The 25,964-nt window shown below is 74.7% G+C and carries 24 protein-coding genes; 10 read left to right on the plus strand and 14 right to left on the minus strand.

Annotated elements, in window-relative coordinates; genetic code table 11:
* Positions 1–5: 5 nt before the first annotated feature.
* Both QMF98_RS11405 and QMF98_RS11410 read right to left on the minus strand, forming a co-directional pair.
* The gene (locus QMF98_RS11405; RefSeq protein ID WP_337973145.1) at positions 6–1,238 is read right to left on the minus strand and encodes a CpaE/TadZ family protein; all 1,233 of its coding nucleotides are present in this window, start codon (positions 1,236–1,238) and stop codon (positions 6–8) included.
* A 1-nt stretch (position 1,239) separates the two neighbouring features.
* Positions 1,240–1,911: a hypothetical protein gene (locus QMF98_RS11410; RefSeq protein WP_337973146.1), complete on the minus strand. Its 672-nt coding sequence runs from the start codon at positions 1,909–1,911 to the stop codon at positions 1,240–1,242.
* A gap of 114 nt (positions 1,912–2,025) precedes the next feature.
* On the opposite strand from QMF98_RS11410, the gene QMF98_RS11415 reads away from it, so the two are divergent.
* Entirely contained in the window at positions 2,026–2,253 is a 228-nt protein-coding gene (locus tag QMF98_RS11415; RefSeq protein ID WP_263729240.1) for a helix-turn-helix domain-containing protein, read from the plus strand.
* 22 nt (positions 2,254–2,275) lie between these two features.
* Here QMF98_RS11415 and QMF98_RS11420 read toward each other — a convergent pair whose 3' ends face one another.
* Positions 2,276–2,809 (minus strand): hypothetical protein, encoded by a 534-nt coding sequence (locus tag QMF98_RS11420; protein WP_337973147.1) that lies wholly within the window; start codon positions 2,807–2,809, stop codon positions 2,276–2,278.
* Positions 2,810–2,951: 142 nt separating this feature from the next.
* On the opposite strand from QMF98_RS11420, the gene QMF98_RS11425 reads away from it, so the two are divergent.
* Together QMF98_RS11425 and QMF98_RS11430 are read left to right on the plus strand one after the other, a co-directional pair.
* On the plus strand, positions 2,952–3,848 hold the full coding sequence (locus QMF98_RS11425) for a LysM peptidoglycan-binding domain-containing protein (protein WP_337973148.1): 897 nt from the start codon (positions 2,952–2,954) through the stop codon (positions 3,846–3,848).
* Entirely contained in the window at positions 3,845–4,543 is a 699-nt protein-coding gene (locus tag QMF98_RS11430; protein WP_337973149.1) for an Rv3235 family protein, read from the plus strand. The genes QMF98_RS11425 and QMF98_RS11430 overlap by 4 nt, the downstream gene beginning before the upstream one ends.
* Positions 4,544–4,582: 39 nt before the next feature.
* Here QMF98_RS11430 and secA read toward each other — a convergent pair whose 3' ends face one another.
* From secA to mtrA, 7 genes are all read right to left on the minus strand, one after another.
* On the minus strand, positions 4,583–7,396 hold the full coding sequence (gene secA, locus QMF98_RS11435) for a preprotein translocase subunit SecA (protein ID WP_337973150.1): 2,814 nt from the start codon (positions 7,394–7,396) through the stop codon (positions 4,583–4,585).
* Between the two features lie 138 nt (positions 7,397–7,534).
* Positions 7,535–8,878, minus strand: a complete 1,344-nt coding sequence (locus QMF98_RS11440; protein WP_348773366.1) for a winged helix-turn-helix domain-containing protein — start codon at positions 8,876–8,878, stop codon at positions 7,535–7,537.
* Positions 8,879–8,999: 121 nt separating this feature from the next.
* Complete coding sequence (gene hpf / locus QMF98_RS11445) at positions 9,000–9,644, minus strand: ribosome hibernation-promoting factor, HPF/YfiA family (protein ID WP_291759171.1); 645 nt, start codon at positions 9,642–9,644, stop codon at positions 9,000–9,002.
* A gap of 158 nt (positions 9,645–9,802) precedes the next feature.
* On the minus strand, positions 9,803–10,546 hold the full coding sequence (locus tag QMF98_RS11450; RefSeq protein ID WP_337973151.1) for a ComF family protein: 744 nt from the start codon (positions 10,544–10,546) through the stop codon (positions 9,803–9,805).
* Positions 10,547–10,652: 106 nt separating this feature from the next.
* On the minus strand, positions 10,653–12,317 hold the full coding sequence (locus QMF98_RS11455) for an LpqB family beta-propeller domain-containing protein (RefSeq protein WP_337973152.1): 1,665 nt from the start codon (positions 12,315–12,317) through the stop codon (positions 10,653–10,655).
* The gene (mtrB, locus tag QMF98_RS11460) at positions 12,314–13,993 is read right to left on the minus strand and encodes an MtrAB system histidine kinase MtrB (RefSeq protein WP_337973153.1); all 1,680 of its coding nucleotides are present in this window, start codon (positions 13,991–13,993) and stop codon (positions 12,314–12,316) included. Before mtrB ends, QMF98_RS11455 begins: the two co-directional genes overlap by 4 nt.
* A 28-nt stretch (positions 13,994–14,021) precedes the next feature.
* A complete protein-coding gene (mtrA, locus tag QMF98_RS11465; protein ID WP_291759183.1) occupies positions 14,022–14,705 on the minus strand; it encodes an MtrAB system response regulator MtrA in 684 nt (227 codons plus the stop codon).
* Between the two features lie 235 nt (positions 14,706–14,940).
* On the opposite strand from mtrA, the gene QMF98_RS11470 reads away from it, so the two are divergent.
* The 6 genes from QMF98_RS11470 (at position 14,941) to QMF98_RS11495 (ending at position 21,869) form a co-directional block, all read left to right on the plus strand.
* A complete protein-coding gene (locus QMF98_RS11470; protein WP_337973154.1) occupies positions 14,941–16,281 on the plus strand; it encodes a glycerophosphoryl diester phosphodiesterase membrane domain-containing protein in 1,341 nt (446 codons plus the stop codon).
* A complete protein-coding gene (locus QMF98_RS11475; protein WP_337973155.1) occupies positions 16,278–16,958 on the plus strand; it encodes a DUF4129 domain-containing protein in 681 nt (226 codons plus the stop codon). The genes QMF98_RS11470 and QMF98_RS11475 overlap by 4 nt, the downstream gene beginning before the upstream one ends.
* Positions 16,955–18,157 (plus strand): DUF4350 domain-containing protein, encoded by a 1,203-nt coding sequence (locus QMF98_RS11480; protein ID WP_337973156.1) that lies wholly within the window; start codon positions 16,955–16,957, stop codon positions 18,155–18,157. The genes QMF98_RS11475 and QMF98_RS11480 overlap by 4 nt, the downstream gene beginning before the upstream one ends.
* Before the next feature lie 158 nt (positions 18,158–18,315).
* On the plus strand, positions 18,316–19,299 hold the full coding sequence (locus QMF98_RS11485) for an AAA family ATPase (protein WP_337975613.1): 984 nt from the start codon (positions 18,316–18,318) through the stop codon (positions 19,297–19,299).
* A 9-nt stretch (positions 19,300–19,308) separates the two neighbouring features.
* Complete coding sequence (locus QMF98_RS11490) at positions 19,309–20,646, plus strand: DUF58 domain-containing protein (protein ID WP_337973157.1); 1,338 nt, start codon at positions 19,309–19,311, stop codon at positions 20,644–20,646.
* A gap of 38 nt (positions 20,647–20,684) precedes the next feature.
* Positions 20,685–21,869, plus strand: coding sequence for a winged helix DNA-binding domain-containing protein (locus tag QMF98_RS11495; RefSeq protein ID WP_337973158.1), 1,185 nt, complete (start codon positions 20,685–20,687; stop codon positions 21,867–21,869).
* A gap of 64 nt (positions 21,870–21,933) precedes the next feature.
* On the opposite strand, the gene QMF98_RS11500 is transcribed toward QMF98_RS11495, so the two are convergent.
* Positions 21,934–22,923: a stage II sporulation protein M gene (locus QMF98_RS11500; protein WP_337973159.1), complete on the minus strand. Its 990-nt coding sequence runs from the start codon at positions 22,921–22,923 to the stop codon at positions 21,934–21,936.
* An 80-nt stretch (positions 22,924–23,003) separates the two neighbouring features.
* Between QMF98_RS11500 and QMF98_RS11505 the strand changes: the two genes are divergently transcribed.
* Positions 23,004–23,825, plus strand: a complete 822-nt coding sequence (locus QMF98_RS11505; RefSeq protein WP_337973160.1) for an RDD family protein — start codon at positions 23,004–23,006, stop codon at positions 23,823–23,825.
* Positions 23,826–23,860: 35 nt separating this feature from the next.
* On the opposite strand, the gene QMF98_RS11510 is transcribed toward QMF98_RS11505, so the two are convergent.
* The 3 genes from QMF98_RS11510 to QMF98_RS11520 all read right to left on the minus strand — a co-directional run bounded on the left by QMF98_RS11510 (position 23,861) and on the right by QMF98_RS11520 (position 25,963).
* Entirely contained in the window at positions 23,861–24,787 is a 927-nt protein-coding gene (locus tag QMF98_RS11510; RefSeq protein ID WP_337973161.1) for a cation diffusion facilitator family transporter, read from the minus strand.
* A gap of 70 nt (positions 24,788–24,857) precedes the next feature.
* On the minus strand, positions 24,858–25,064 hold the full coding sequence (locus QMF98_RS11515; RefSeq protein WP_291759210.1) for a Trm112 family protein: 207 nt from the start codon (positions 25,062–25,064) through the stop codon (positions 24,858–24,860).
* Positions 25,061–25,963 (minus strand): phosphohexomutase domain-containing protein, encoded by a 903-nt coding sequence (locus tag QMF98_RS11520; RefSeq protein ID WP_337973162.1) that lies wholly within the window; start codon positions 25,961–25,963, stop codon positions 25,061–25,063. Before QMF98_RS11520 ends, QMF98_RS11515 begins: the two co-directional genes overlap by 4 nt.
* Position 25,964: the final 1 nt, after the last annotated feature.

The following is a 25,964-nucleotide window of genomic DNA, read 5'->3' on the forward strand; positions in this document are numbered from 1 at the left end:
CACGCTCAGCCAACAGCCACCGGCGCGGCGAGCCGCTCGACGACGGCCAGGAGCGCCTTGCGGAGCGCCGAGCCGGGGGCGCACTCGCGCAGCACCCGTCCGGCGAGCAGCGCGCCGTCCGCGGCCGCACGGTCCTCAGGGAGCGTGAGCACTCGGTGGACACCCGCATAGCGGGCGAGGGCGTCGTGCACGGCAGCCTCCGGCCGAGCACCTGAGGCGGAGGACCGCAACCGGTTGACCACGACGACCTGGGGGACGTCGAGGCGCAGGTCTGCCAGCTCCGAGAGAGCGCGGACCAGACGGGCCAGACCCACCGGGTCGCCCGCACCGACCACCACGACCACGTCGGCTGCCCCGAGCGCGCTCAGCGTCGCTGCGTTGCGCTGCGGGGCGCGGGTGTCGTAGCTCAGCTGCTCGTCCTGCTCGAGGCAGAAGCCCGTGTCGACGACCGTCCAGGACACGAGCTGACGTGCCACACCCCAGACCACGTCGAGGGCGGACGCGGGGAGCTCGGGCCAGCGGTCCGCCCGTGAGATCCCCGTCAGGACGCGCAGACGCTCGGCGATCGCCGGTGCGAGTCGCGCGAGCGACCGAAGGTCGAGAGAACCCTGACCGGCAGCGCGGGCAACGGCCGCGAGACCCGGCGCCTCGTCCAGCAGTCCGACGACCTGGGCGACCGTGCCTCCGTACGTGTCCGCGTCCACCAGCAGTGACGTCTCGCCCCGAGCCGCGAGCTCGGCGGCGAGGTTCACGGCCACCGTCGTCCGACCCGGGGCGCCGGTCGGTCCCCACACCGCGACGAGGCGGCCCCGCCGTAGCGGTTCGCGGAGGACGGCGTCGGCTCCCGTGACGTCCGGATGATCCGGGACCGCCACCTCGAGCAGCGCCGTCGCGCTCTCGAGCACGGTCCGCGCACCCGCCAGACCGTCAGGTGTCGGCACGACCAGGTCGGCACCGCACGCCTGCACCCGGTCGACGAGCCACGGACGAGCCGCATCGGCGAGTGCCACGACCTGCACCCCGGCGCGATGCAGCGTGAGCATCGCCTCCACGTCGAGCCGGTCGAGCTCCGCGGAGACGATCGCAACCCGGCCCAGGCCTGCCTCCGCGGCAGCGAGCAGCTCGGTCAGGTCCGCGCAGCGCCGGGTCACCGTGAACCGGCCGGCGGAGGCCTCGGCCGCACGAACGACGAGGCTCTCCGCCGCACCGCGGACCGCGCACAGCACCCCGACGGCCACCTCAGCCGCCCGTCCCCGGCACGGCGACGACCTCGACCGCGCCGTCGGTGGCCAGCGCGCCCAGCACCTTCGCGAGATCCGTGACCGGCACGAGGACGTGCACCGTCGTCGTCCCGCCCGCCGCGAACGCACCCGCGGGCCGGCTGACGTCCTCCACGGTGAGCCCCGAGGCCAGCTGCACCGGCACCGGCGTGGTGCCGCTCGACGTGGCCGATCGCTCCACCGCGGCGGTGAACCAGAGGTCGACCTGCGCGCCCGCCCGCACCGCCTCCGACGGCACGCCCGTGACCGGCACCGAGACCGGCCGCACGGCGAGGTCGGCGGCGGAGCCGACCGCCGACCTCGGCAGCAGCTCTCCGGCCTGCACGACCCGGAGCGCGACCGCATCGGCCGGCAGCTCCTGGTCCGCGCGCTGGTACCGCGCCAGATCGGCTCCCGAGAGCCGGACGTCGGCAACCGTCAGGCCGCTGGCACCGAGACGCTGCCCGGGCACCGTCGTGGTACGGGCGACGTAGACCGGGACCGAGTGCTGCGCCGCGCGGACCACCCAGGAGCCGAGTGCCACCGAAGCGGCCACCATCGCGATGCCGGCCAGCAGCCGCGGGTCTCGCCAGCCCGGGCGTCGCAGCCGGGCAGCGACCGGCAGTGGTAGCTCGTTGGACGCGGAATCCACCCAATCCCCCTCATATCGACGTCGTGCCCGCCTATCTTGGCCGGGTCGTCGACGCCCGCGGGCCGGTTCTGTGGACGAATCGGGGACGATCCCCGCCCATGCCACACTGCCGACATGGCACCGCGGTTCCTGACGCTGACCGACGTGACGGAGATCCTCAACGTCTCCCCGCAGCAGGCTCGCGCGCTGGTCGTCTCGGGCGACCTGCCCGCCATCCAGGTCGGCGGGCGGCACGTCTGGCGCGTCGAGGCGACCGAGCTGGAGAAGTACATCCAGCGGATGTACGCGCAGACCCGGGCACGTGCCGGACGAGGTGCTGCGGAGCCCCTGCCTGAGGACTGACGTCTCGCCAGGAGGCGATCGGTCAGCGAGAACGCACCACTCGTAGCGCAGCGACGGGCACGGTCCACACGGGCCCGCCCCGGCCCGTCCCCACGTCGACGTGGTCGGCACCCACCCGGTCGATCCGACCGACGAGCGTGCGACCTGACGTGTGCACCTGCACCTCGGCACGGTCACGGCCCAGCGCACGCAGGGTGGACCCGAGCCGGAGGCGGCGTTCCACCTCGGCTCCTGTCGGGCTGATGTGGGCGACGACGCCGACGAGGGCCTGGACGGCACCCAGCGGCACGAGCGCGTGCCGCGTACCCGGCTCGACGACCAGCATCCAGTCCGGACCGACCTCGACCAGCTCGCCGGCGACGACCGCGTCACGCTCCCCTGCGAGATCGCCCACGTGCACGCGCAGCTCATGACCACGTGTCGCACGGAGGCGGTCGCCGAGCTGCACGGTCGCCCGCTCGGCACGGACGAGCTCACCGAGCTCGCCCCGGGCCTCGTCGGCACGCGCGGCCTGCAGCTGCGCCTCCAGGTCGTCGAACAGCTCGTCCCAGCGCACGGCCGAACCGTAGGGGATCGGACACTCCGGCCGGTGCCAGAGGGGGACGTACTGGACAACTCGGGCTGGGATGCTCTACACCTACGTCATCAAACGACATCAAACGACATCAAATCGACCCCGACGCACGAACGGACGACACATGACCCGCTACCCCGATCCCCCGGTCGCCCGCGGCCACGCGCTCCGCGGCGCAGGCGGCCTGTGGCTGGCAGCGCTGACGGCCGGAGCGCTCGGCACGGGACTCACCCTTCGCCTGCTCGGGCTGGTCGGTTCGGCGGGTCCCTCGCGGGTCGACGGGTTCGTCGAGCTCGGCGTCGTCGCGGTCGGGGCTGCCGTGCTGGCGTGGCTGACGCTGAGCTGCGCGGTCGCCGCCGCATGCCTGACGGCGCGCGCGACCGGCGCCGGATGGCGGCGCGGTGAGGCGTGGGTGCAGCGCTGGGCGCCTGCGGTCGTGCGGCGAGCGGTCGTGATCGCCGTCGGAGCCGGGATCGGCCTCTCCGCGGCGACGGGAGCGTCAGCGGCCGATGCGGTGCCGACGGGATCGCCGGTGCCCACCGTCAGCGCGACGGCGGCACCGGACGCCGGACGGGACCTGGGCTGGGTGCCGACCGAGCCCGGCACCTCGGCGGTCCCGTCCGGCGCACCCGCACCGACGGTGCTCGGGGAGCCCGACACCAGGCCGGACGCATCGCTGCCGAGCGCCTATCCCCTCGGCACACCGGCGAGCGCCGGAACGGCCGGGGGTGCGGCCCGGACCGTCGCTGCGGAGTCACCGAGCGGCGCGCACGCGATGTCATCGAACTCACCGAGCGCGGGTACCGGCGTAGCGCCGGGGACCGTCACGGTCGCACCCGGCGACACGCTGTGGGCGATCGCCGCGAGGCACCTTCCGGCCGGCGCCGACGACGCGCAGATCGCGGCAACCTGGCCGGTCTGGTACGCGGCCAACGCGACCCGCATCGGCACCGACCCGGACCTCATCCGTCCCGGCCTGGTCCTCAGCGTGCCGGCCGACCTCCAGGGCTCGGCGTCATGACCGCCGCGCTCAGCGACCAGCCGGTGGGCACGACGAGCGTGGAGGACGTGATCGCGTGCGCGACCGCGCCCCTGCCTCGGGCCGGCTCTCGGGCGGCCACGCTGTCGCTCGCCGGGTCGCGTCCCCGGTCGGCCGAACGCGGAACCTCCGCTCCGCCCAGGCGCGCACCGTCCGGCCGGCCGACCGAGCTCCGCGCACGCCTCCTGCCGGCCCGCGGCGGTGCGTCGCCGGCGCAGGCCGAGGGTCCCGCGCACGGGACGGCAGTCCACGTCCAGCAGCGCATCACCGTGATGCGCTCCTCGGACCGGGCCCTGGTGCTCGAGTGCGCGGACGAGGAGCGGGGGGACCTGCCGATCGCCGAGCCCGCGGTGGTCGTGCGCCGGCTCGCGCTGGCCGCGGTCGAGGTCATCGCCGGCCTCCGGCCGGCCGCGCAGCTGGCCCGGTGGCTGACCCCCGGGGTGCTGCAGGCCGTCCGGATGCGAGCCGACCTGCATCGCCGGGCGACGTCCGCCGCGGGACGGGCGACTGTCGGGTCACGGCCGCCGGTGGTCCGGAGCACCCACGTGTGCCGGGTCGAGGAGCGCGTGGTCGAGGCCGCGGTCGTCGTCGACGACGGTTGCAGGGTCAGGGCCGTGGCCGTGCGCCTGGAGACCCACCGCGGGATGTGGCGGGCGACCGCGCTCGACGTCGGCTGAGTGACGTCGAGCGCGGTGCTCACACCACCTGGGAGGCGGTCAGCGTCGGCGCTTCCCCTGCTTGGCCGCCTTGCGCCGCGCCTCCCGGTTGGACCCGTCACCCGCGCCGCCACCCGAGGCCGGGCTGCGACGACCCGCCGTGTCCTCCGCCTCGGTCACCACACCGCCGTCACCGTCGGTCGACGGGGCCGAGTACTGGAGCGGCACCCGGGCGTCCGGGCCGTCGAGGCCCTTCGCGACGAGCCGGGCTGGAGCCGCGGTCCCCGTACCGGGTCCCGTCGCCGTCCGCGCGGCCGACTCAGCCGTGATCACCGGGGTTCCGTCCGCGGCTGCCGCCTGCTGCTCCTCGCTCGGGGCGACCTGCACCTCGAGGTTGAACAGGTACTGGACCGTCTCTTCCTTGATCGCGTCCGTCATGGCGCCGAACAGCTGGAAGCCCTCCCGCTGGTACTCCACCAACGGGTCGCGCTGAGCCATGGCGCGCAGCCCGATGCCCTCCTTGAGGTAGTCCATCTCGTAGAGGTGCTCGCGCCACCGGCGGTCGAGCACCGCGAGCGTGACCCGCCGCTCCAGCTGGCGCATGTTCTCCGAGCCGATCTGCTCCTCGCGGTCGGCGTACGCCACGTCGACGTCGGAGAGGACCTCTCGCTCCAGCACCTCGTGGGTCAGGCGCGTCGGCCCACCCGCCGCCTCGACGACCTCCTCGGGGGTGATCGAGATCGGGTACACGCCCCGAAGGGCGGTCCACAGGGTGTCGAGATCCCAGTCCTCGGGGCGTCCCTCGGCGGTCGCGGACTCGATGTACGCGCTCAGCACGTCGTGGCGGAAGTGCGCGATCTGCTCTTCGAGGTCCTCACCCTCCAGGACCCGGCGACGCTGCTCGTAGATCACCTCGCGCTGGCGCGACATGACGTCGTCGTACTTCAGGACGTTCTTGCGGATCTCGAAGTTGCGCGCCTCGACCTGGGACTGCGCCGACTGGATGCCGCGGGTGACGATCTTGCTCTCGAGCGGCATGTCCTCCGGGAAGCCGGCACGGGTCATCATCGACTCGGCCAGGCTCGAGTTGAACAGGCGCATGAGGTCGTCCTGCATCGACAGATAGAACCGCGACTCCCCCGGGTCGCCCTGACGACCGGAGCGGCCCCGCAGCTGGTTGTCGATGCGACGGGACTCGTGGCGCTCGGTGCCCAGCACGTACAGGCCGCCGAGCTCGACGACCTCCTCGTGCTCGGCCGCCACGGCCTCCTTGGCCTTCGCCAGCGCGTCCGGCCAGGCGGCCTCGTACTCCTCGGCGTTCTCGGCCGGGTCGAGGCCGCGGGCCGCCAGCTCGGCGACGGCCATGAACTCGGCGTTGCCGCCGAGCATGATGTCGGTGCCACGGCCGGCCATGTTCGTCGCGACCGTCACCGCACCCTTGCGACCGGCCTGCGCGACCACGGTCGCCTCGCGTGCGTGCTGCTTGGCGTTCAGCACCTCGTGCGGGACGCCCTGCTTCTTCAGCTTCTGGGAGAGGTACTCGCTCTTCTCCACGCTGACGGTGCCGACGAGGACGGGCTGGCCCTTGGCGTGCCGCTCGACGATGTCCGCGACGACCGCGTCGAACTTGCCCTCCTCGCTCTTGTAGACGAAGTCCTTCTGGTCGATCCGGATCATCGGCCGGTTCGTCGGGATCGGCACGACGCCGAGCTTGTAGGTGCCCTGGAACTCCGCGGCCTCCGTCTCGGCGGTGCCGGTCATGCCGGAGAGCTTGGAGTACAGCCGGAAGTAGTTCTGCAGGGTGATGGTGGCGAGGGTCTGGTTCTCGGCCTTGATCACCACCCCCTCCTTGGCCTCGATCGCCTGGTGCATGCCCTCGTTGTAGCGACGGCCCGGCAGGATGCGGCCGGTGTGCTCGTCGACGATGAGCACCTCGCCGTTGAGGACGACGTAGTCCTTGTCGCGCTTGAACAGCTCCTTGGCGCGGATCGCGTTGTTGAGGAAGCCGATCAACGGGGTGTTGAGGGACTCGTACAGGTTGTCGATGCCGAGGTAGTCCTCCACCCGACCGATGCCGGGCTCGAGGACGCCGACGGTCCGCTTCTTCTCGTCGACCTCGTAGTCGCGCTCGGGCTCGAGGCGGCGCACCACCTTGGCGAACTCGGCGTACCAGCGGTTGGCGTCACCGGAGGCGGGTCCGGAGATGATCAGCGGGGTACGGGCCTCGTCGATCAGGATCGAGTCGACCTCGTCGACGATCGCGAAGTTGTGGCCGCGCTGCACCAGCTCCTCGGTGCTCCACGCCATGTTGTCGCGCAGGTAGTCGAAGCCGAACTCGTTGTTGGTGCCGTAGGTGATGTCCGCGGCGTACTGCTCGCGGCGCTGCGCCGGCGTCTGGTTGGACAGGATCGTGCCGGTGGTCAGCCCGAGGAACCGGTAGACGCGACCCATCAGGTCCGACTGGTAGCCGGCCAGGTAGTCGTTGACCGTGACGACGTGCACGCCCTTGCCCGTCAGGGCGTTGAGGTAGGCCGGCGCGGTGGCGACGAGCGTCTTGCCCTCACCGGTCTTCATCTCGGCGATGTTGCCGAGGTGCAGCGCGGCGCCACCCATCAGCTGGACGTCGAAGTGCCGCTGACCGAGCGTGCGCCGTGACGCCTCGCGCACCGCCGCGAACGCCTCCGCGAGGAGCTCGTCGAGCGTCTCGCCGTCGGCCAGCCGCGCCTTGAACCGGTCCGTCTCCTCGCGCAGCTCCGCGTCGGACAACGCCGTGAAGCTGTCCTCCAGCGCGTTGATCTGGCTGGCGATACCGGACAGCTTCTTGAGGATCCGGCCCTCACCGAGGCGCAGGACCTTCTCGAGCATCGCTGGCACGCATGACTCCCGACGTGATCGCACCCCGTACGGGGTGGGGGCTGCACCGACCGCACGGCCGGGCCGGTCCATCGTAGGCGAGCCGCAGGCACCGGCGGTGGGCCGCCGGCCTGACGTCGCGCGAGGGAGCCGTCGGCCTCAGCAGGACGAGTCCGCGAGCGCCCGGCCCAGCTCCACGGCCAGGTCGCCGCGAGGCTCACCGGACCGGTCACCGACGAGCACGTCCCCCAGCCCGGTCCAGCGCGCCGCGAGGCGGAGCTCCGACGCGAGCTCCCGCGCGACGACGTCGGCCGGTGGGACGCCCCCCGCCGTCACACCGGACGGAGGCGCCGTGTGGGCCGCGTGCACCCGCAGCACACCCGACTGGCGATCGGCCTTCAGGTCGACGAGAGCCGCCAGGTGCTCGCCGAGGAGGAAGGGCAGCACGTAGTACCCCCAGACGCGCTGCGGCTCGGGGACGTAGATCTCGATGCGGTAGCGGAGCCCGAACAGCGACTCGACGCGACGGCGCTCCCACACCAGGGGGTCGAACGGGCTGAGCAGCGCTCGTCCGCGCGCGTGCCGCGGCACGGGCGGGGCGTCGCGGTGCCGCCACGCGCGGCCGTCACCCCACCCGGGCACGTCCACGGCGACGGCCTCACCGTCCTCCACGAGCTGCGCCAGCGCCACCGCCGTCTCGGACGTGCCGAGTCGGTAGTAGTCCGCGACGTCACGCAGCGTGCCGATGCCGAGCGCCCGTACGGAGGCGGCGACGAGGGCCCGGACCGCATCCGCCCGCGGTGGTTCCGGAGCTGCGAGCACCGGGGCGGGCAGCACCCGCTCCACCAGGTCGTACCGGCGCTCGAACGCTCCGTTGCGACCTGCGGAGGTCACCTGGCCCGTGAAGAACAGGTACTCGAGGACACGCTTGGCGACGGTCCAGTTCCAGCCCCAGTTCACCCCCCGACCGGGATGCTCGTGCTGCAGCCGCTCGTGCACCTGGGCGCCCGTCAGCGGCCCCTCGTCCGCCAGCATCACGAGGACGTCGTCCACCACCGGGCCGTGGGTGCGCGGAACCTCGCGGATGGCACCCCACGCCTGCGACTCGTAGTCGCGTCGACGCCAGTCGAACAGCCGGTAGTCCTCCGTGCGGATGAACGAGGCCTGGTGGGCCCAGCTCTCCACGAGCCGTCGTGGCGCTCTGCCCGCCGCCCTGTCGAGCACGGCCGGGTCGTAGGGCCCCAGCCGGGAGTACAGGGGCATCAGGTGCGCCCGGGCGAACACGTTCACCGAGTCGATCTGCAGCACGCCGAGGCGGTCGACCACCTGCTGGAGGTGCCGCGCGGTGACGGCGGCAGGACGCTCGGGACGCTCCCGGTGCAGCCCCTGGGCAGCGAGCGCGAGACGACGCGCCTGGCCCAGGGTCAGTCGTTCACCCGCGACGGACTCCCGGGCACCCGCGACGGACTTGCGGGCGCCCGCGACGGTGGTGGTGTCAGACACCCGCACATCCTGCCGCCGGGCACCCACATGCGGACGGCGCTCGGCCCGGGCGCCACGGCGGGCGTCCGGGCCGAGGGTCGTGCTGGTGGTGCGTCGCCGGGACGGCTCCCGGGCGGGGTGCTCAGCCGGCGAGGGCGTCCGCCACCACCACCGGTCCGGCGACCGGCGTGTCCAGCTTGATCACGCCGTAGCTCCAGCCGTGGCGGCGGTAGGCGACGGCGGGTTGCGCCGTCTCGGCGTCGACGAAGAGGTAGAAGTCGTGGCCCACCAGCTCCATCTCGTACAGGGCGTCGTCGACGGTCATCGGGGCGGCGTGGTGCACCTTCTCCCGGATGATCACCGGCGAGTCGCCGAGGGGGATCTCCACCGCTCCGTCGGAGACGGTGCGAGGCGCCCGCGGCGGTTCTGCCTCGGGGACGACCGGGGCGACAGGCTCCGTCGTGCTGACCGGGGCGGCCCCACGGTGGTCCTTGCGGCGGTCGCGGGTGCGGCGCAGGCGCTCCAGCAGCTTGGCCATCGCCAGGTCGAGGGCCGCGTACGCGTCGTCGGCGCACGCCTCGGCGCGGATGACCGGTCCCTTGTCCACGACGGTGAGCTCGACGCGCTCACTGCTGTCGGACTGGCGGGGGTTCGGCTCGTGCGACACGAGGACGTCGATGCGCTGCGCGCGAGGCGCCAGCTGTTCGACCTTGGTCAGCTTGCTGTCGAGATGCGCCCGGAACCTGGGTGACACCTCGGTGTGCCGACCGGCAACCACGATCTCCATGCGGGCCTCCTGGGAGGTGAGGGGCAGAGCCTGCAGGGCTCGCCCGGTGACGTGCTGTCTGTGCCCCTGGTGGGGGCAGGTGCGGCACCACCTCCTCGGCCTGCGCGGGGCGGTCCCCTGGCGGGGGCCGGCCGGTTGCGTCGGCTGGAACCTCCACGCTAACGCGCCTCCGCTCCGGCCACCAAGCGACCGGGCGGGGGTGTCGAGGCGAGGACGACGCCGGCCACGACCCGCGCCCCCGCTGCACCGAGCACGTCAGCCGCAGCGGCCGCGGTCGCGCCCGTGGTCAGCACGTCGTCTACCAGCAGCACGCGCGCGCCCGCGACCTGCGCGCGAGCTCGAACGTGCACGTGACCTGCGAGGTTGCGTGATCGCGCGCGCGCCGACAGCCCCGACTGGTCCGCGCCGGGCGACCGACGCAGGACGCCGGCCGCCGTCGCGCGGACGCCGCGGCACGCCAGCTCGTCCGCCACCGCTGCGGCGAGCACGCCGGCGGGGACCCATCCGCGGGTGCGCCGGGCTGCGGCGGTGGACGGCAGGGGCACGACCAGCACCGGGGCCGCGCCGGCCAGCACCGGCACGGCGGCCCGGGCGGCGTTCCGAAGAGCTGCGGTGAACGGTTGGGTCAGGTCGGTGCGGCCGTGGTCCTTCCAGGCGGTGACGGCGCGGCGCACCGGTCCGGTGAAGTCGGCGACGGCCCACCACGGCGGCGTCCTGCCGTCGAGCCGGTCCAGCCGGCCGGCGCGGTCCTCGCACCGCCAGGCCGGCCGTCGCAGCAGCGCGGCGCAGTCGCCGCACCAGGACTGGTCGTCGAGACCGCAACCGGCGCACGCGACGGGCAGGACGAGGCCGAGCAGCTCGACGGCGGCGCGGCGCAACCAGGTCGGCGCATCGGTCGGCACACCGACAGCGTGGTACCGGGCGCTGCGGCCCGGCCCGTGGAGCGCCGTCGGCCGAGAACGGTTCAGCGGCCGGCGGACCTGAGGGCGGCTCACGGGCCGCCCCGGGTCAGCCCGGGTACGCCGGGTCGTGCACTCCTGTGGCGCCCTGCACCGGGACCCAGGTGCGCCCGTCGTACCGGAGCAGCTCGCCCGCGTGCGTGGCGACGAGCATGCTGCGCTCCCCCACCCCCGAGGCGATCGACGCGGCATCTGCCACGTCCGGCAAGGGCTCCGACTGGCCGCCGACCGGCACGAGGCGGAGCGTGGACGGGCCGCCGCCGCCGCCGAGCACCCCGAGCGTCACCGCATCCGCCCAGACCACCTGGCGGGCATCGGCGACGGAGGCTCCCGCCCGGACGGGGGTGCTCAGCTGCTGCGGCGCCCCGGACGCGTCGCGGACGACGCCCGCGACGTCGATCGCGACCCCGTCGGGACCGTCCGACACCACGGCGACCCGGGTGCCGTCGCGCGCGACCGCGAGCGCCTTGACGGATCGCCCGACCAACCAGGGCGCCGTCAGCGTCACCTGCGAGCCGGCCGGCGTCACGGCGAGCACGCTGCCGCCCGTCGCGGTCCAGATCCAGCCCCGGCGGTCCACGGACGGTGCCGCGAGGCCTGCGCCCGACATCAGCACCCGGGCGGGCGCGGTCGCGGTCGGCGCCAGCACCAGCCGGTCCGTCCCCGAGAGCAGCACCTGCACCGACCCGTCGGCGCTGCGTGCCGGGCTGCGAGCGTCGAGACCCGCGAGCGAGCCGACGCCGGCCACCGGCTGGAGCGCCCCGTTCACCAGGCTGACCAGGGCATCACCCTGGATCATCACCGGGTCGCCGACCGCCGACGTGGGCAGGGACGTGGCGCCGTCGAGCGGCACGCCCGCGGCGCCGGCCCGCACGACGACGGACCGCACCTGCGGCAGCTGCAGCGACTGCTGCAGCTGCGCCAGCAGCAACCCGCGGTCGGCGGCCTGCACCGTCCGGGCCGGCTCGAGGTCGACCTCCGCGACGCCGTCGGCGTCCACCGTGACCGCCTCCGGCTTGAGCTGGACGCCGTCCGGCACGGCGGTGCGGACCGCGTCCCGCAGCCAAGGTGAGGGGCCGGCGAGCAGGCCCTTGACCACCGAGGTCGGCAGGTTCCGCGACGGGTACCACCGGGTCTCCGGGACGAGCACCTGCGAGTCGGGCGACAGGAAGTACAGCTGGGCGGCACGGAACCGGGAGGTGAAGGCGCCCTGGGACAGGATCAGCCCCTTGGGCGTCCCGCCGATCCGCCACTGCTGCCGGCTGTCCTGCACCATGTCGAACGTCACCGACTCACGACCGTCGGCGGAGGCCTCCGTGTAGCGCCCGTCGGCGTCCACCTTGCCGGCCACCTGCACCTCGACGGTCACCTGGGTGTCCGACGTGCGCTGCACCTGCGTGGCGGAGGCGACGACGACGCTGCCGAGCGGGTCCCAGCTGGAGCGGGCGTCCGGGGTCAGGAACTCCCGTGCGGCGACGAAGTCGACGAAGTCCCCGGACAGCCCGGCGGAGCCGGCGAGCAGGAAGCCCTCCACGATGGAGACGGGGTCCGCGTTGGGAGCCGGACCCTCGGCCACCACGACGACGGGGTCCCCCTCCGGGACGCGCGCATCACCCTTCTGCACCGCACCCTGCGTCGGGATGGCGCTGCACGCGGCGACCACCAGCACGGCCGCCGCCGCCAGGGCGGCGCGCAGCCGCTGCGGCATGCTCATCGGACCTCCTGGACCGGCTGGTCGGCGTCGGACCAGTCCGGCAGGGCCGCCGGATCCGAGCGCGGCCTCGTCGCGGCCACCGGCGCGGCCTGCTCCTGCGTCTCGTCCGGCACCAGCGAGAGCGGCGACGACTGGAGCCGGATGCCCGCCCGCCGCGGCAGGGTGAGCCGGAACGACGCTCCGCGCCCGGGGCGTCCCCACGCCTCGAGCCAGCCACCGTGCAGCCGTGCGTCCTCCAGCGAGATGGCCAGCCCCAGGCCCGTGCCACCGGTCGTCCGCGCCCTGGCGGGGTCCGCGCGCCAGAACCGGTCGAACACGTGCTGTGCCTCCCCTGCGGTCATCCCGACGCCCTTGTCGCGCACCGTGACGGCGACGGCGTGCTGGTCGGCGGCGACCGTCACCTCCACGGGCGTGCCGTCCGCGTGCTCGATCGCGTTGACGACCAGGTTGCGCAGGATGCGTTCCACCCGGCGCGGGTCGATGTCCGCCACGACGCGCTGCTCCGGCAGCACCACGGAGATCCACGAGCCCTTGCGCTCTGCGAGCGGCACCGAGGCGTCGACCGTGCGCACCACCACGTCGCGGACGTCGCGGCTCTCGGCGTCGAGCACCGCGGCACCCGCGTCGAACCGGCTGATCTCGAGGAGGTCGGCCAGCAGGTCCTCGAAACGGTCGAGCTGGGTGGACAGCAGCTCAGCCGAGCGCTTCACGGACGGCTCGAAGTCGTGCCGCGCGGCGTGGATGACCTCACCCGCCATCCGGACGGTCGTCAGCGGGGTGCGCAGCTCGTGGGAGACGTCGGACACGAACCGGCGCTGCAGCGTGGAGAGCTCCTCGAGCCTGCGGATCTGGTCCTGCAGGCTCTCCGCCATCTCGTTGAACGACTGGGCGAGCGTCGCCATCTCGTCCTCGCCCTGGACGCTCATCCGCTCGGTGAGCTGCCCGTTGGCCAGCCGCTCGGCCACCTGCGCGGCCCGGCGCACGGGCAGCACGGTCTGGCGGGTGACCAGCCAGGTGGTGGAGCCGAGCAGCAGCACGAGGGCCCCGGCACCGAGCGCGAGCGTGCGCAGCAGGAAGTCGAGCCGGTCCTGCTCCGCCTGCAGCGGGTAGAGGAAGAACAGCTGGTAGGTGCCGACCACGGGCACGGTGACCTGCTGGCCGACGACGACAGCCGGCTCGAGCCGGCCCCCCGCCCGCAGGGCGACGGACTGCCAGTGCTGGCCACCCGACGACGTGGCGGTCTTCAGGTCGGCGCTGATCAGGTCGACGTACGCCGCGTTGGTGGCGGTCGCACCCGCCTGGACCGACACCGCCTGGCCGGGCGCGCGCAGCAGGAACACCTCGCGGCCGCCGGAGCCCGCGTTGTGCTGCGCGCTCGTCACGTCGGAGAGCAGCTGCTGCACCTCGGCGCCCGTGGTCGCCGTCGCGGAGTCGAACGTGTTCTGGGCCTGCTGCGTGCTGCGGGCGCTCTCCTCCAGCACCTGCTGCAGCCGGGCGCGGAACAGCCCGTCCGCCGTGCGCTGGCCGACGTACGCGAACACGAGGGCGAGCGCCACCAGGCCGATCGTGAGCGTGGACGTCAGCACGCGGACCTGCAGCGAGCCGCGCCACCAGCGCAGCGCCGACCGGAGCCGACGGCCCCACCGGGCGCGGACCAGCCGCCAGACGCTCGTCATCCGGGGCACGGTGCACCCCCGGCCCGGCTCACGACGAGCCAGCCCCCGCCTTGTAGCCGACGCCCCGCACGGTCACGACGATGTCCGGGCGCTCCGGGTCGTGCTCGATCTTCGACCGCAGCCGCTGCACGTGGACGTTGACCAGCCGCGTGTCCGCCGCATGGTGGTAGCCCCACACCTTCTCCAGCAGGACCTCGCGGGTGAACACCTGCCACGGCTTGCGCGCCAGGGCGACGAGGAGGTCGAACTCGAGCGGCGTGAGCGAGATCGGCGTGCCGTCGCGCGCGACCCGGTGCCCGGGGACGTCGATCGTCAGGTCGCCGATCGTCAGGTGCTCGGGGGCTGGCTCGTCGCTGCGGCGCAGCCGCGCGCGCACCCGGGCGACCAGCTCCTTGGGCTTGAACGGCTTGGAGATGTAGTCGTCGGCCCCTGCCTCGAGGCCGAGCACCACGTCCACGGTGTCGCTCTTGGCGGTGAGCATGACGATCGGCACGCCCGACTCCGCACGGATCTGGCGGCACACCTCGTAGCCGTCACGGCCGGGGAGCATCAGGTCGAGCAGCACCAGGTCCGGCTGCGTCGCACGGAAGATGCCGAGCGCCTCGTCGCCGTCCTCGCAGAACGCGGGCTCGAAGCCCTCGGACCGCAGCACGATGCCGATCATCTCCGCGAGGGCGGTGTCGTCGTCGACCACCAGGACGCGTCCCTTCATGGCGGTCATTGTCGCACCTGACCTGCTCCGATCCCCCAGAGCCGACCGGGTGGTCCGCACCTGGCAGTCCACCCGTCCGGACGGCCCCCTACGGCAGGTCCCCGTGGCACGATGAGGCGTCGGCGGCCCGACCGTCGACGTGTCCACGTGCTGCGCCGGGACCGATCTCAGCCGAGCCTCACCCGAGCAGCCGGCCGCACCACCAGCTGCGCCGCCACCAGGGGAGCCCCAGCACATGAGCGAACCGCAGGACCCGTCCCGGCCGAGCGGCTGGGCGGCGCCCGGTGCGTCCGCCGGGAAGCCGGCCGACGACCGGCCGGACAGCTGGGTCCCGGCGGATCCTCCGCCCGGCCACGCGCCGCAGCCACCCGGGTACGGGCAGCAGCCGCCCGCCTACGGCCAGCAGCCACCGGCGTACGGCCAGCACCCACCGGCGTACGGCCAGCAGCCGCCCGCCTACGGCCAGCAGCCACCGGCGTACGGGCAGCAGCCACCGGCGTACGGGCAGCAGCCACCGGCGTACGGGCAGCAGCCACCGGCGTACGGGCAGCAGCCACCGGCGTACGGGCAGGCCGGTTGGGGACCGACCCCGTACGGCCCTCCGGGCGCCGGCGCCTGGCGTCCCCCCGCGCTGCAGCCCGGGATCATCCCGCTGCGGCCGCTCAGCCTCGGAGAGCTGCTCGACGGCGGGGTCCGGGCGATCCGTGCCAACCCCGCGGTCATGTTCGGCCTCGCCGCCGTGGTGGTCACGGTCGGCGTGGTGCTCTCGGCGATCGTCACCGCGTACGTCGGCGGCCTCCTGGCCGGTCCGCTCGACTCCTTCTCGCGTCAGCTCTCGGGCCTCCCCGACGCGAGCACCACCGACCTCGGTGCGATCTCGAGCCAGCTCGGCACCGCGTTCGCGACGTTCGCCGCCCTTCCCGTCACCGCGCTGGCCACGACGATCCTCGACGGCCTCCTCGTGGTGTCGGTCAGCCGCTCGGTGCTCGGGCGGCGTGCGACCGTCGGCGAGGTCGCGCGGTCGTGGCGGGTGTGGTGGGTGATCGGGTTCACCCTGCTGATGTCCCTGGCCGTGCTCGTCGTCGGCGGCGTGCTGGCAGCGGTGATGGTGTGGGCCGGTCGGAGCCAGCAGTGGGGGTGGCTCGCGTTCGGGGCCCTGGTGGGCGGTCTGGCGTTCGCGGTCGCCGCCGTGTGGGTGAACACCCGCACGCTGCTGGTGACGCCGGCGCTGATGCTCGAGGGCAAGCCGTTCTGGCGCACCATCGCGCGGGCGTGGCGGCTGACCCGGGGCAGCTTCTGGCGGCTGTTCGGGATCGCCCTGCTGGTCGCGGTGCTCGTCTCCGTCCTGACCCAGATCATCTCGGTGCCGTTCACCCTGGTCGCCGAGGGCGTGACCGGCGGGGTGACGTCGTTCTGGGCGGTCGTGATCATCTCGGTCGGCAAGGTGATCACGCTGACCGCGGCGACCACGTACCAGGCAGCAGTCATCGCGCTGCTGTACATCGACGTGCGGATGCGGCGCGAGGCGCTGGACGTCGAGCTGGCACGCGCGGCCTCGACCGACTCCCCGGCGTGACCGGTGCACGGGCGGTGGCCGTCGTCGCCGCCCTCGTCGGTGCCGCGGAGCCGCCGGTCCGTCCGGACGGGCCCACGGCCCAGCGATGGGCGCGGGAGGAGCTGCTCGATCCCGTCTACCACCAGCAGCAGAGCCTGCTCAGCCGGTTCCTGACCTGGTTGGGGCACCTGTTCAGCGGGATGCACGGTGCCGCCCTGCCGCCGCGCGGCGCCCTGGTCGCGGCGGCAGTCGGGCTGGCGGTGCTCGTCGTCGCCGGCCTGTGGGTGACCGGCCCGGTGCGGCGGTCCCGACGGACCCGGCCGGAGGCCGTCCTGGCCGCCGCGGACGGGCGCACGGCGGCCGAGCTCCGGGCGGCGGCCGATGCCGCAGCCGCTGCAGGCGACTTCTCGACGGCCGTCGCCGAGCGGTTCCGCTCCCTGGCCCGCGGTCTCGAGGAGCGCGCGGTGCTCGACGAGCGGCCCGGCCGCACGGCCGACGAGGTCGCGCGCGACGCCGGCGAGGTGCTGAGCGCGGTGGCGACGGACCTGGTCCGGGCGGGGCGCCTGTTCGACGACGTCGTGTACGGCGGTCGCGCGGCCCGACGCGCCGACGACGACGAGCTGCGGGCGACCGACGACGCGGTCCGCGCCGCCCGCCGGACGGTGTCGGTCGGCCACGCAGCCGAGGACGCCCCGTGACCGCGCCCGTGACCACGACCCTGGTCCCCGCCACCGGCGACGGGACGACGCCACGAAGCCGCGCAGCCCGACGCTGGCGCAGGGCCCGGGCGCCCCTGGTGGTGCTCGCCCTGCTGCTCGTCGGCGGCCTGCTCGCGGTGCTGCCCGCCCCGCGCACCTCCACCGCCCCCCTGGCGCCGGACAACCCCGGGGACACCGGCGCTCGCGCGCTGGCTCAGATCCTCACGCGCCACGGCGTGCACGTGCACTACGTCCGCACCATCGCAGCCGCGGAGAAGGCTGCGACGGCCGGCAGCACGCTCCTGGTGCTCGGTGACCTCTACCTGACGCCGGACATGGTCGGCCGGATCGGCCGCAGCGCGGCGGACCTCGTCCTCGTCGAGACGCCGGACGTGCTCGACAGGCTGGCCCCGGGCGTCACCCCGAGCTTCGGGGGCTCGACCGCCGACGTGCGCGGCGCCGCCTGCGACGACCCGGACGCCGTCGCGGCGGGGACGATCACGGCCGCCGGGGCGGTCCGCGGCCACGGCCCGGGCGTCACGGTGTGCTTCCCCGAGTCGGGCGCCGGTGCGGGTGAGGGCGGTGCGCTCGCGGTCGTCGCCGGCGCGCGACGCGTCAGCGTCCTGACCGACGCCGGCCCTCTGACGAACCGGTCCCTCGCCGACCAGGGGAACGCGGCGCTGGCCCTGCGCCTCCTGGGGGTGCACCCCGACCTCGTCTGGTACCTCCCGTCCTCCGACGACCTCGGCATCGAGCGGAGCTCGCAGGGCGGCACCAGCCTCACCGACCTGATGCCACCGTGGCTGGTGCAGCTGGGGCTGCTCGCCGTGGCGACGGTCGCAGTGGCGGCGGTGTGGCGTGGCCGTCGGCTCGGACCCGTGGTCAGCGAGCGGCTGCCCGTCGTCGTGCGCGCCGGCGAGACGACCCGCGGGCGCGGCCGTCTGTACCGACGCGCGGGCGCGCACGCGCACGCCGCCGCCGCCCTGCGGGCAGGTGCGGCGTCCCGCTCGGCGGCCCGCCTCGGCCTGCCCCGTTCCGCCGACCGACCGGCCACCGTGGCCGCCATCTCCCGTGCCACCGGCCGGCCGGCCGCGGACGTGGAGCACCTGCTGTACGGCTCGTCACCCACCGACGACCGAGCACTGGCCATGCTGGCCCGTGAGCTGGACCACCTGGAGAGCGAGGTTCACCGATCGTGAGCGACGTCCTGCCGCCGTCCCCCGTGCCGCCCTCGGCCGCGCCGTACCCGGCAGCGACCGCCGGTGGTGAGGGTGCCACCGTGCCCCGACCTGCCACCGCCCCGCAGCACGGGGCGGCACCGGCGGTCGGGGCGTACCCACCCGGCCCGGCGACGGGGCTGACCGGGTCCCACGCCGCCGCCCCGAGCCCCTCCGTCGACCTGCGCGGCATGCTGGCCGCGGTGCGGGCCGAGGTCGCCAAGGCGGTGGTCGGTCAGGACGCCGCGGTGACCGGCCTGGTCATCGCGCTGCTGTGCCGGGGCCACGTGCTGCTGGAGGGCGTGCCGGGTGTCGCCAAGACGCTGCTGGTCCGCAGCCTGTCGGCGGCCCTGGCGCTGGACACCAAGCGCGTGCAGTTCACGCCGGACCTGATGCCGGGCGACGTGACCGGATCCCTGGTGTACGACGCGCGGACCGCGGAGTTCTCGTTCCGGGCCGGGCCGGTGTTCACCAACCTCCTGCTCGCCGACGAGATCAACCGGACACCGCCGAAGACCCAGGCCTCGCTTCTCGAGGCGATGGAGGAGCGGCAGGTCTCGGTGGACGGCGCCGCGCGGCGGCTGCCCGACCCGTTCCTCGTGATCGCCACGCAGAACCCGGTGGAGTACGAGGGCACGTACCCGCTGCCCGAGGCCCAGCTGGACCGGTTCCTGCTCAAGCTGCTGCTGCCGCTGCCCGAGCGCGCCGACGAGGTGCAGGTGCTCGCCCGGCACGCCGCCGGCTTCGACCCGCGGGACCTGGCCGCCGCTGGCCTGCGGCCCGTCGCGGGCCCCGCGGAGCTCGCGGCGGCCCGCGCCGAGGTGGCCCGGGTGCAGGTGGCCCCCGAGGTGCTCGGCTACGTGGTCGACCTGTGCCGGGCGACGCGTGAGTCGCCGTCGCTGTCGCTGGGCGTCTCGCCTCGAGGTGCGACGGCGCTGCTCGCGACCTCGCGCGCGTGGGCGTGGTTGAGCGGACGGCCCTACGTGACACCGGACGACGTCAAGGCGCTCGCGCACCCCACGCTGCGCCACCGGGTCCAGCTGCGTGCCGAGGCCGAGCTGGAGGGCGTCACCGCGGAGTCGGTGCTGGACACCGTGCTCGCCTCGGTGCCGGTCCCCCGCTGAGGCGGCCCGATGGCGATCACGTGGCGTGCCGTGGCGCTGACCGCGCTCGGCGCCGTCCCGGTGCTGCTGCTGCCGGTCCCCGGCACGGTGCTCGCCTGGGTGGCGCTGGTCGCGGCGCTGTGCGCGGTGGACGTCGCCCTCGCGGCGTCCCCACGACGGCTGGCGGTGTCCCGGTCGGTGCCGGCGTCCGTCCGCAGGACGGAGCCGACGAGCTCGACGCTGACGATCACCAACCTCGACCGACGCAGGCTGCGAGGCCTGGTCCGGGACGCGTGGCCGCCGTCGGCGCTGTCGGCCTCGGGACCGGTCGAACCGGGCGCACCTGCCGCGCTCGGCCGACGGTCACCTCGCCACGCCCTGGACATCCCGGTGGGCGAGGCGGCCCGCGTGGTCAGCGCGCTGCGGCCCACCCGGCGGGGCGACATCCCGGCGGGTGCCGTGACGGTGCGCACCGTCGGTCCGCTCGGACTGGCCGGACGCCAGGCCTCGCTCCAGGTTCCCGGGCGGCTGCGTGTGCTTCCCGAGTTCGCCTCGCGGCGGCACCTGCCGAGCCGGCTCGCCCGGTTGCGCGAGCTGGACGGCCGCGCTGCGGTGCAGGTGCGCGGTGCCGGGACGGAGTTCGACTCGCTGCGCGAGTACGTCGTCGGAGACGACGTCCGGTCCATCGACTGGCGCGCGACCGCCCGTCGTGCCGACGTGGTGGTGCGCACCTGGCGGCCCGAGCGGGACCGGCGGGTGCTGGTGGTCGTCGACACCTCCCGCACCAGCGCCGTGCGGGTCCTGGACGCCCCGCGGCTGGAGGCGTCGATCGAGGCGGCACTGCTGCTCACCGCGCTCGCCACGCGGGCCGGTGACCGCGTCGAGCTGCTCGCCTGGGACCGCCGGGTCCGAGCGAGCACCGCCGGGCGGACGGGCAGCCGGGTGCTGCCGGCCGTCGCGGAGTCGCTGGCCGGTGTCGAGCCTGCGCTGGTCGAGGCCGACTGGGCCGGCCTGGTGGGTCAGGTGCGCAGCCGGCTGAGCCGGCGGTCGCTGGTGGTGCTGCTCACCACCGTGGACCCCGCCGCCGTCGAGCGGGGCGTCCTCGGCGTGGCCGCCGGGCTCACGGACCGGCACGTGGTGGTGCTCGCCTCGGTCGCGGACCCGGAGGTGGACGACCTGCGGCACGGTCGCCGCAGCGCGGCCGAGGTGTTCGACGCCGCGGCGGCCGAGCGCACCGTGCTGGAGCGGGAGGCGGTGGCGCAGCGCCTGCGACGTCTCGGCGTGGAGGTGCTGGACGCGCTCCCGGACGAGCTCGCCCCGCGTCTCGCGGACACGTACCTCGCGCTCAAGGCCGCCGGCCGGCTCTGAGCGCCCCCGGTGTCGGCGGCCGGCGTTACCGTCGCCGCGTGCCCGACGACCAGCTCTCCCCCCGTGCGCTGGGTCGCGCGCTGCTGGCCCGTCAGCACCTGCTGGCGCGCGCACCGGCGGAGAGCGACGGAGCGGCTGCCGCGGAGCGGCTCGTCGGTCACCTCGTCGGGCTGCAGGCCCAGAACCCCACGTCGCCGTACCTCGCGCTCTGGAGCCGCCTCGAGGGCTTCGCACCGGCGCACCTGGCCGCGACCCTGGCAGACCGCCGCACGGCCCGCGTCGCCGCCATGCGCAGCACCGTCCACCTGCTCACCGCCCGGGACGCGCTGGCCCTCCCGGTGCTGACCGCCCGGACCCTCTCGCGCGAGACGCGCGGCCTGTCTGCGGCGGAGCTGGACCGGATCGCCGTCCGCGCCCGGGAGCTGCTCGAGCGCACGCCGATGCGGCCCAACCAGCTCGGTCCTGCGCTCGCACCCGAGCTGCCGCACGTCCCGCCGAACAACCTCGCCTACGCCGCTCGCTGCCTGCTGTCCCTGGTGCAGGTCACACCGCGGGGGCAGTGGGGCGCCAGCATGGCCACCACGTGGACGACGACCGAGTCGTGGTTCGCCCCGGAGACGGTCGCGGCGGCTCCCGACGTGCAGGACCCCGACGTGCGGGCGGAGGTGGTGGGCGACCTGGTGCTGCGCTACCTCGCCGCCTTCGGGCCGGCGTCGGTCGCGGACGTGCAGGCGTGGTCCGGGTTGACGCGTCTCGCCCCGGTGGTGCAGGCACTGGGTGACCGGGTGGTGCACCTGCGCCCGCTGACGGCGTCGGCGGGACGGAACCGGACGGTGCTCCTGGACGTGCCGGACGCCCCGCGGCCCGACGAGGACACCCCGGCGCCGGTGCGACTCCTGCCCGACTTCGACAACGTGGTGCTGTCCCATGCCGACCGCACCCGCATCGTGCCCGAGGACGTCCGCCGCCGGCTGGTCACGCCGAACGGAAGCGGTCCTGGGACCGTGCTGGTGGACGGGCAGGTCGGCGGTGTCTGGCGGCTGCGTCGGGAGCGCGGCACGGCCGGTATCCGCGCACCCGGGTCGGTGACCCTGCTCGTCGAGCCGTTCGTGGCTCTGTCGCACCAGCAGCGGGACGAGCTGGACGCGGAGGCCCACGGGGTGCTCGCCCTGCTCGCCGGCGACGTCGAGGACCGTCGGGTCGAGGTCGCCGCCGCGTCGTGACGGGCGGATCCACGTGGCGGCCGCATGCGGCGGCGGCGCTGGTGCCCCTGCCGGCGCCGTGCCGTCAGCCCGCCGTCGCCACCGCGTAGCCGGCGCGGTCCAGCTCCAGGTCACCCGTCTCGCCCGCACGTGCCGCCCGCCGACCGAGCAGCAGCACGTACACCCAGAACGCCGCGAGCGACGCGAGCCCGATGGCGATCTTCGCCGCCCACGGCAGCTGGGACCCGGTGACGAAACCCTCGATCAGGCCCGACACCGCCAGGACCCCCACCAGCCCCAGCGCCACGGTGAACAGCGCCCGGCCCTCCTCCGCCAGCGCCCGCCCACGCGGACGGGGGCCCGGGTCGACCAGCGTCCAGAACAGGCGCAGACCGGCCGCACCGGAGACGAACACCGCGGTCAGCTCGAGCACGCCATGGGGGCTGATCAGCTGCAGGAACATGTCCAGCCGGCCGTACGCCGCCATCAGCCCACCGGCCGCACCCACGTTCACGGCGTTGCTGAGCAGGAAGTACACCGGCACCACGCCCGTGATCCCGGTGGCGACGCAGAGCGCCGAGATCCACGCGTTGTTGGTCCAGACCATGGCGGCGAACGTCACGCCGGGGTCGTAGTACGCAGCGAACAGCTGGTCGACGTACTCCTTGCGGCTGGCCGGCGTCCCCATCGCGGCCAGCGCCTCCGGATGCGTGGCGACCCACACGCCGGTGACGACGCCGACCGCGAGAAACACCACCATCACGCCGACCGTCCACCACCGGATCCGGTACAGCGCGGCCGGCAGCAGCACGGTGAGGAACCGGGCGACGTCCCGCCACGCCGGCTCGTGCGTACCGGCGATCCGGGCGCGCGCCCGGCCGAGCAGCTGCGAGAGCCGGGTCACCGTCTCCGGGTCGGGAGCGGCGGACCGCAGCGTCGACAGGTCCGTGGCGGTGGCGCGGTAGAGCCGCACCAGCTCGTCCGACTCGGCGCCCGACAGTCGGCGGCGGCGCACCAGCCGGTCCAGGCGGTCCCACTCCGGCGTCCGCGCGACCACCAGGGCGTCCAGGTCCATGCCGCACAGCCTGCCATCGCGACGCCCGGCGCCGGGGCCGTCGGGCCCGATAGCCTGCACCCGGACCTGAGGGAGGCACCGTGGACGAGGGCATCCTCACCGGCGAGGCCGTGCTGCTGGACACCAGGCCGGCCTCGTTCGCCTCTCGCGCGCTCGGCGCCGTGCTCGACCTCCTGGCCCTCGCCGTGGTGATCGGCGTGCTCGCCTGGCTGCTGTTCGGCGCGCTGAACCTGGTGCCGGACGAGAAGGCGGCTCGGGCGGTCGGCGTGGTGGCGCTGGCCACGGTGACCGTGCTGATGCCGGCGACGGTGGAGACGCTCAGCCGGGGGCGGTCGCTCGGCAAGCTGGCGATGGGCATCCGCATCGTGCGGGACGACGGTGGCCCGGTGCTGTTCCGGCAGGCGCTGGTGCGCGCCCTGACGGGCGTGTTCGAGCTGTGGCTGACGTCCGGTGTCGTGGCGCTCCTGGTCAGCGTCGCGCACCCGCAGGGCAAGCGGCTCGGCGACGTGCTGGCGGGGACCTACGCGGCACGGGTCAGGGGCAAGGCGCCGGTGCGCACGCCCGTGCCGATGCCGCCGTACCTCGCCCGCTGGGCGGCGCACGCCGACGTCGCACGGCTGCCGGACGGCCTCGCGCTCGCCGTGCGGCAGTTCCTGGCCCGGGCGCGGGCGCTGCACCCGGCCTCACGGATGGAGCTCGGCGGCCGTCTGACCGCGCAGGTGCAGCAGTACGTCCGTCCCCTGCCCCCGCCCGGCACCCACCCGGAGGACTTCCTCGCGGCGGTGCTCGCCGAGCGCAGGGAGCGTGAGCTCGCCGCCGAGCAGCGCCGGGCCGTCCGCGAGTCGGTCGAGGCGGCGGCGCTCACGCGGCTGCCGCACGCCATCCCGGACCCGGTGGACTGAGCGGCCCCGGCGCCGGTCCTCGCGGTGGTGCGGCCTCAGGACGACGGCGCCGTCCGACGCAGGTCCGGCTCGAGGTAGATCACGCGCGCGATCGGCACCGCCGAGCGCACCCGGACCTCCGCAGCGTCGATCGCGGCGGCGATGTCCGCGGCGCTGTCGTCCGCGGTGACCTCGATCTTGGCCGCCACCAGCAGCTCCTCGGGCCCGAGGTGCAGCGTCCGCAGGTGGATGACGGAGGCCACCCCGTCGCCGACCAGCGCCGAGCGGACAGCCGCGACGTCCGCCGCGGACGCCGCCTCACCGAGCAGCAGCGAGGTCGTCTCCACCGCGAGGACCGCGGCGATGAGCACCAGCAGCACCCCGATGCCGGCGGTCCCCGCGGCGTCCCACCGGCCGTCGCCGGTCAGCAGCGTCAGGCCGACACCGAGCCCGGCGAGCAGCAGACCGATCAGTGCCCCGGAGTCCTCCAGCAGGACCACCGGCAGCTCGGGCGCCTTGGCGGTGCGGATGAAGGACGGCCAGGACTGACCGGCCCGTGCGGCGTCCGACTCCCGCACGGCGGTGCGCAACGACGACGCCTCCATCACGAATGCGATGGCCAGCACGACGAGCGGGACCCACCACCAGCGACCCTCGAGGGGGTGCGGGTCGGCCCACTTGTGCCACGCCTCGTACAGCGCGAACAGGCCACCGAGCGTGAACAGCACGATGGAGACGATGAAGGCGTAGACGTACCGCTCGCGGCCGTAGCCGAAGGGGTGCGTCTCGTCGGGCACGCGCCGGGCGCGGCGGCCGCCGAGCAGCAGCAGCAGCTGGTTGCCGGAGTCGGCGACGGAGTGCACCGACTCCGCGAGCATCGAGCTGGAGGAGGTGAGCAGGAACGCGACGAACTTGGTGACGGCGATCCCGAGGTTCGCGGCGAGCGCCGCCATGATCGCCCTGGTGCCGCCCTCGTGCGCCATACCCGTCTCCCCCGGTCGTGCGGCCTGCGTCGACGCAGGTCAGCCTAGGCGACCACGCACCGACGGCGGCTCAGCCGCGGGTGACCGGCCGCGCCTCGTCGGCGAGGAGGACGGGGATGCCGTCGCGGACGGGGTACGCCAGCGGCCGGTCGGGGTCGGTCGACACCAGCTCGGGCTGCCCGTCCGGGCCCACCTCGTCGGTCAGCGTCGCCCCGGTCACCGGGCACCGCAGCAGCTCTCGTGCCCAGGGCTCCAGGCTCGTCGCCGGCTCGTTCATCGGTCCTCCCCCGTCCGCAGCAACGACAGGACGTCGTCGCGCACCTTGTCCAGCACGTCCTCGTCGGCCGCCTCGACCGTCAGCTCCACACCGTCGACCGCGGGCCGCACCGCGAACCACCACGGAGGTGGGGCGTCCCAGTGGGACACCAGCAGCCCGTCGCCCTCCTCGGACTCGACCGGTCCGCCGCCCGGTCGGGTCACGTAGGCCTCGACCACCCGCGCCACCGCGCCGTCGGCGTCCGCGACCTCGACGGCGATCGGCCCCGCCGTGACGTAGGGCTGGTACAGCTCGGCCAGCACCGACAGCGTGTGCGGCTGACGACCGAGCTCGGCGAGCACGTGCACCAGCGCGAGCAGGCCGGCGGTCGCCGGACCGGCGTCCCGGGCGACGAGCGCGCCGTCGGCGCCGCCGCCCAGCACGGCGTCCTGGACGACCAGCTGCTCCGCCAGCTCGGCACGGTGCACGCGTGCCGTGGCCGCACCAGCAGCGGCGAGCAGGTCCGGCACCGCCCGCGAGGTCAGGTCGTCGTGCAGCACGAGGGGGACGCGTCCCGCCGCCAGCTCCGCCGCCGTCAGCCGCAGGCCGACGACGGTGAGCACCGTCGACGGCGGCACGGGCTCACCTCGCTCGTCGAGGAGGTGCACCCGGCCACCGGCGAGCACCGCGCCCGCGTCGGCGCCGTGCTCGAGCACCACGCTGCGCAGGTCGGACAGGTCCGCTCCGGGGCCACTGACGAGCGTCAGCCGGACCGGGCCGTCCGCCAGCAGCTGCTGGAGCACCTCGGCATGGCCCTGGGTGCCGGCGTGCACCACCACGTGCAGGGTGCGGGCATTCCGGAGGTCGACGGCGTCCCGCAGCACCGCCAGCAGGCGGTCCGGGTCGTCAGCTTCCGTCACG

This window comes from Cellulomonas sp. NTE-D12 (assembly GCF_027923705.1).
GTDB lineage: Bacteria > Actinomycetota > Actinomycetes > Actinomycetales > Cellulomonadaceae > Cellulomonas.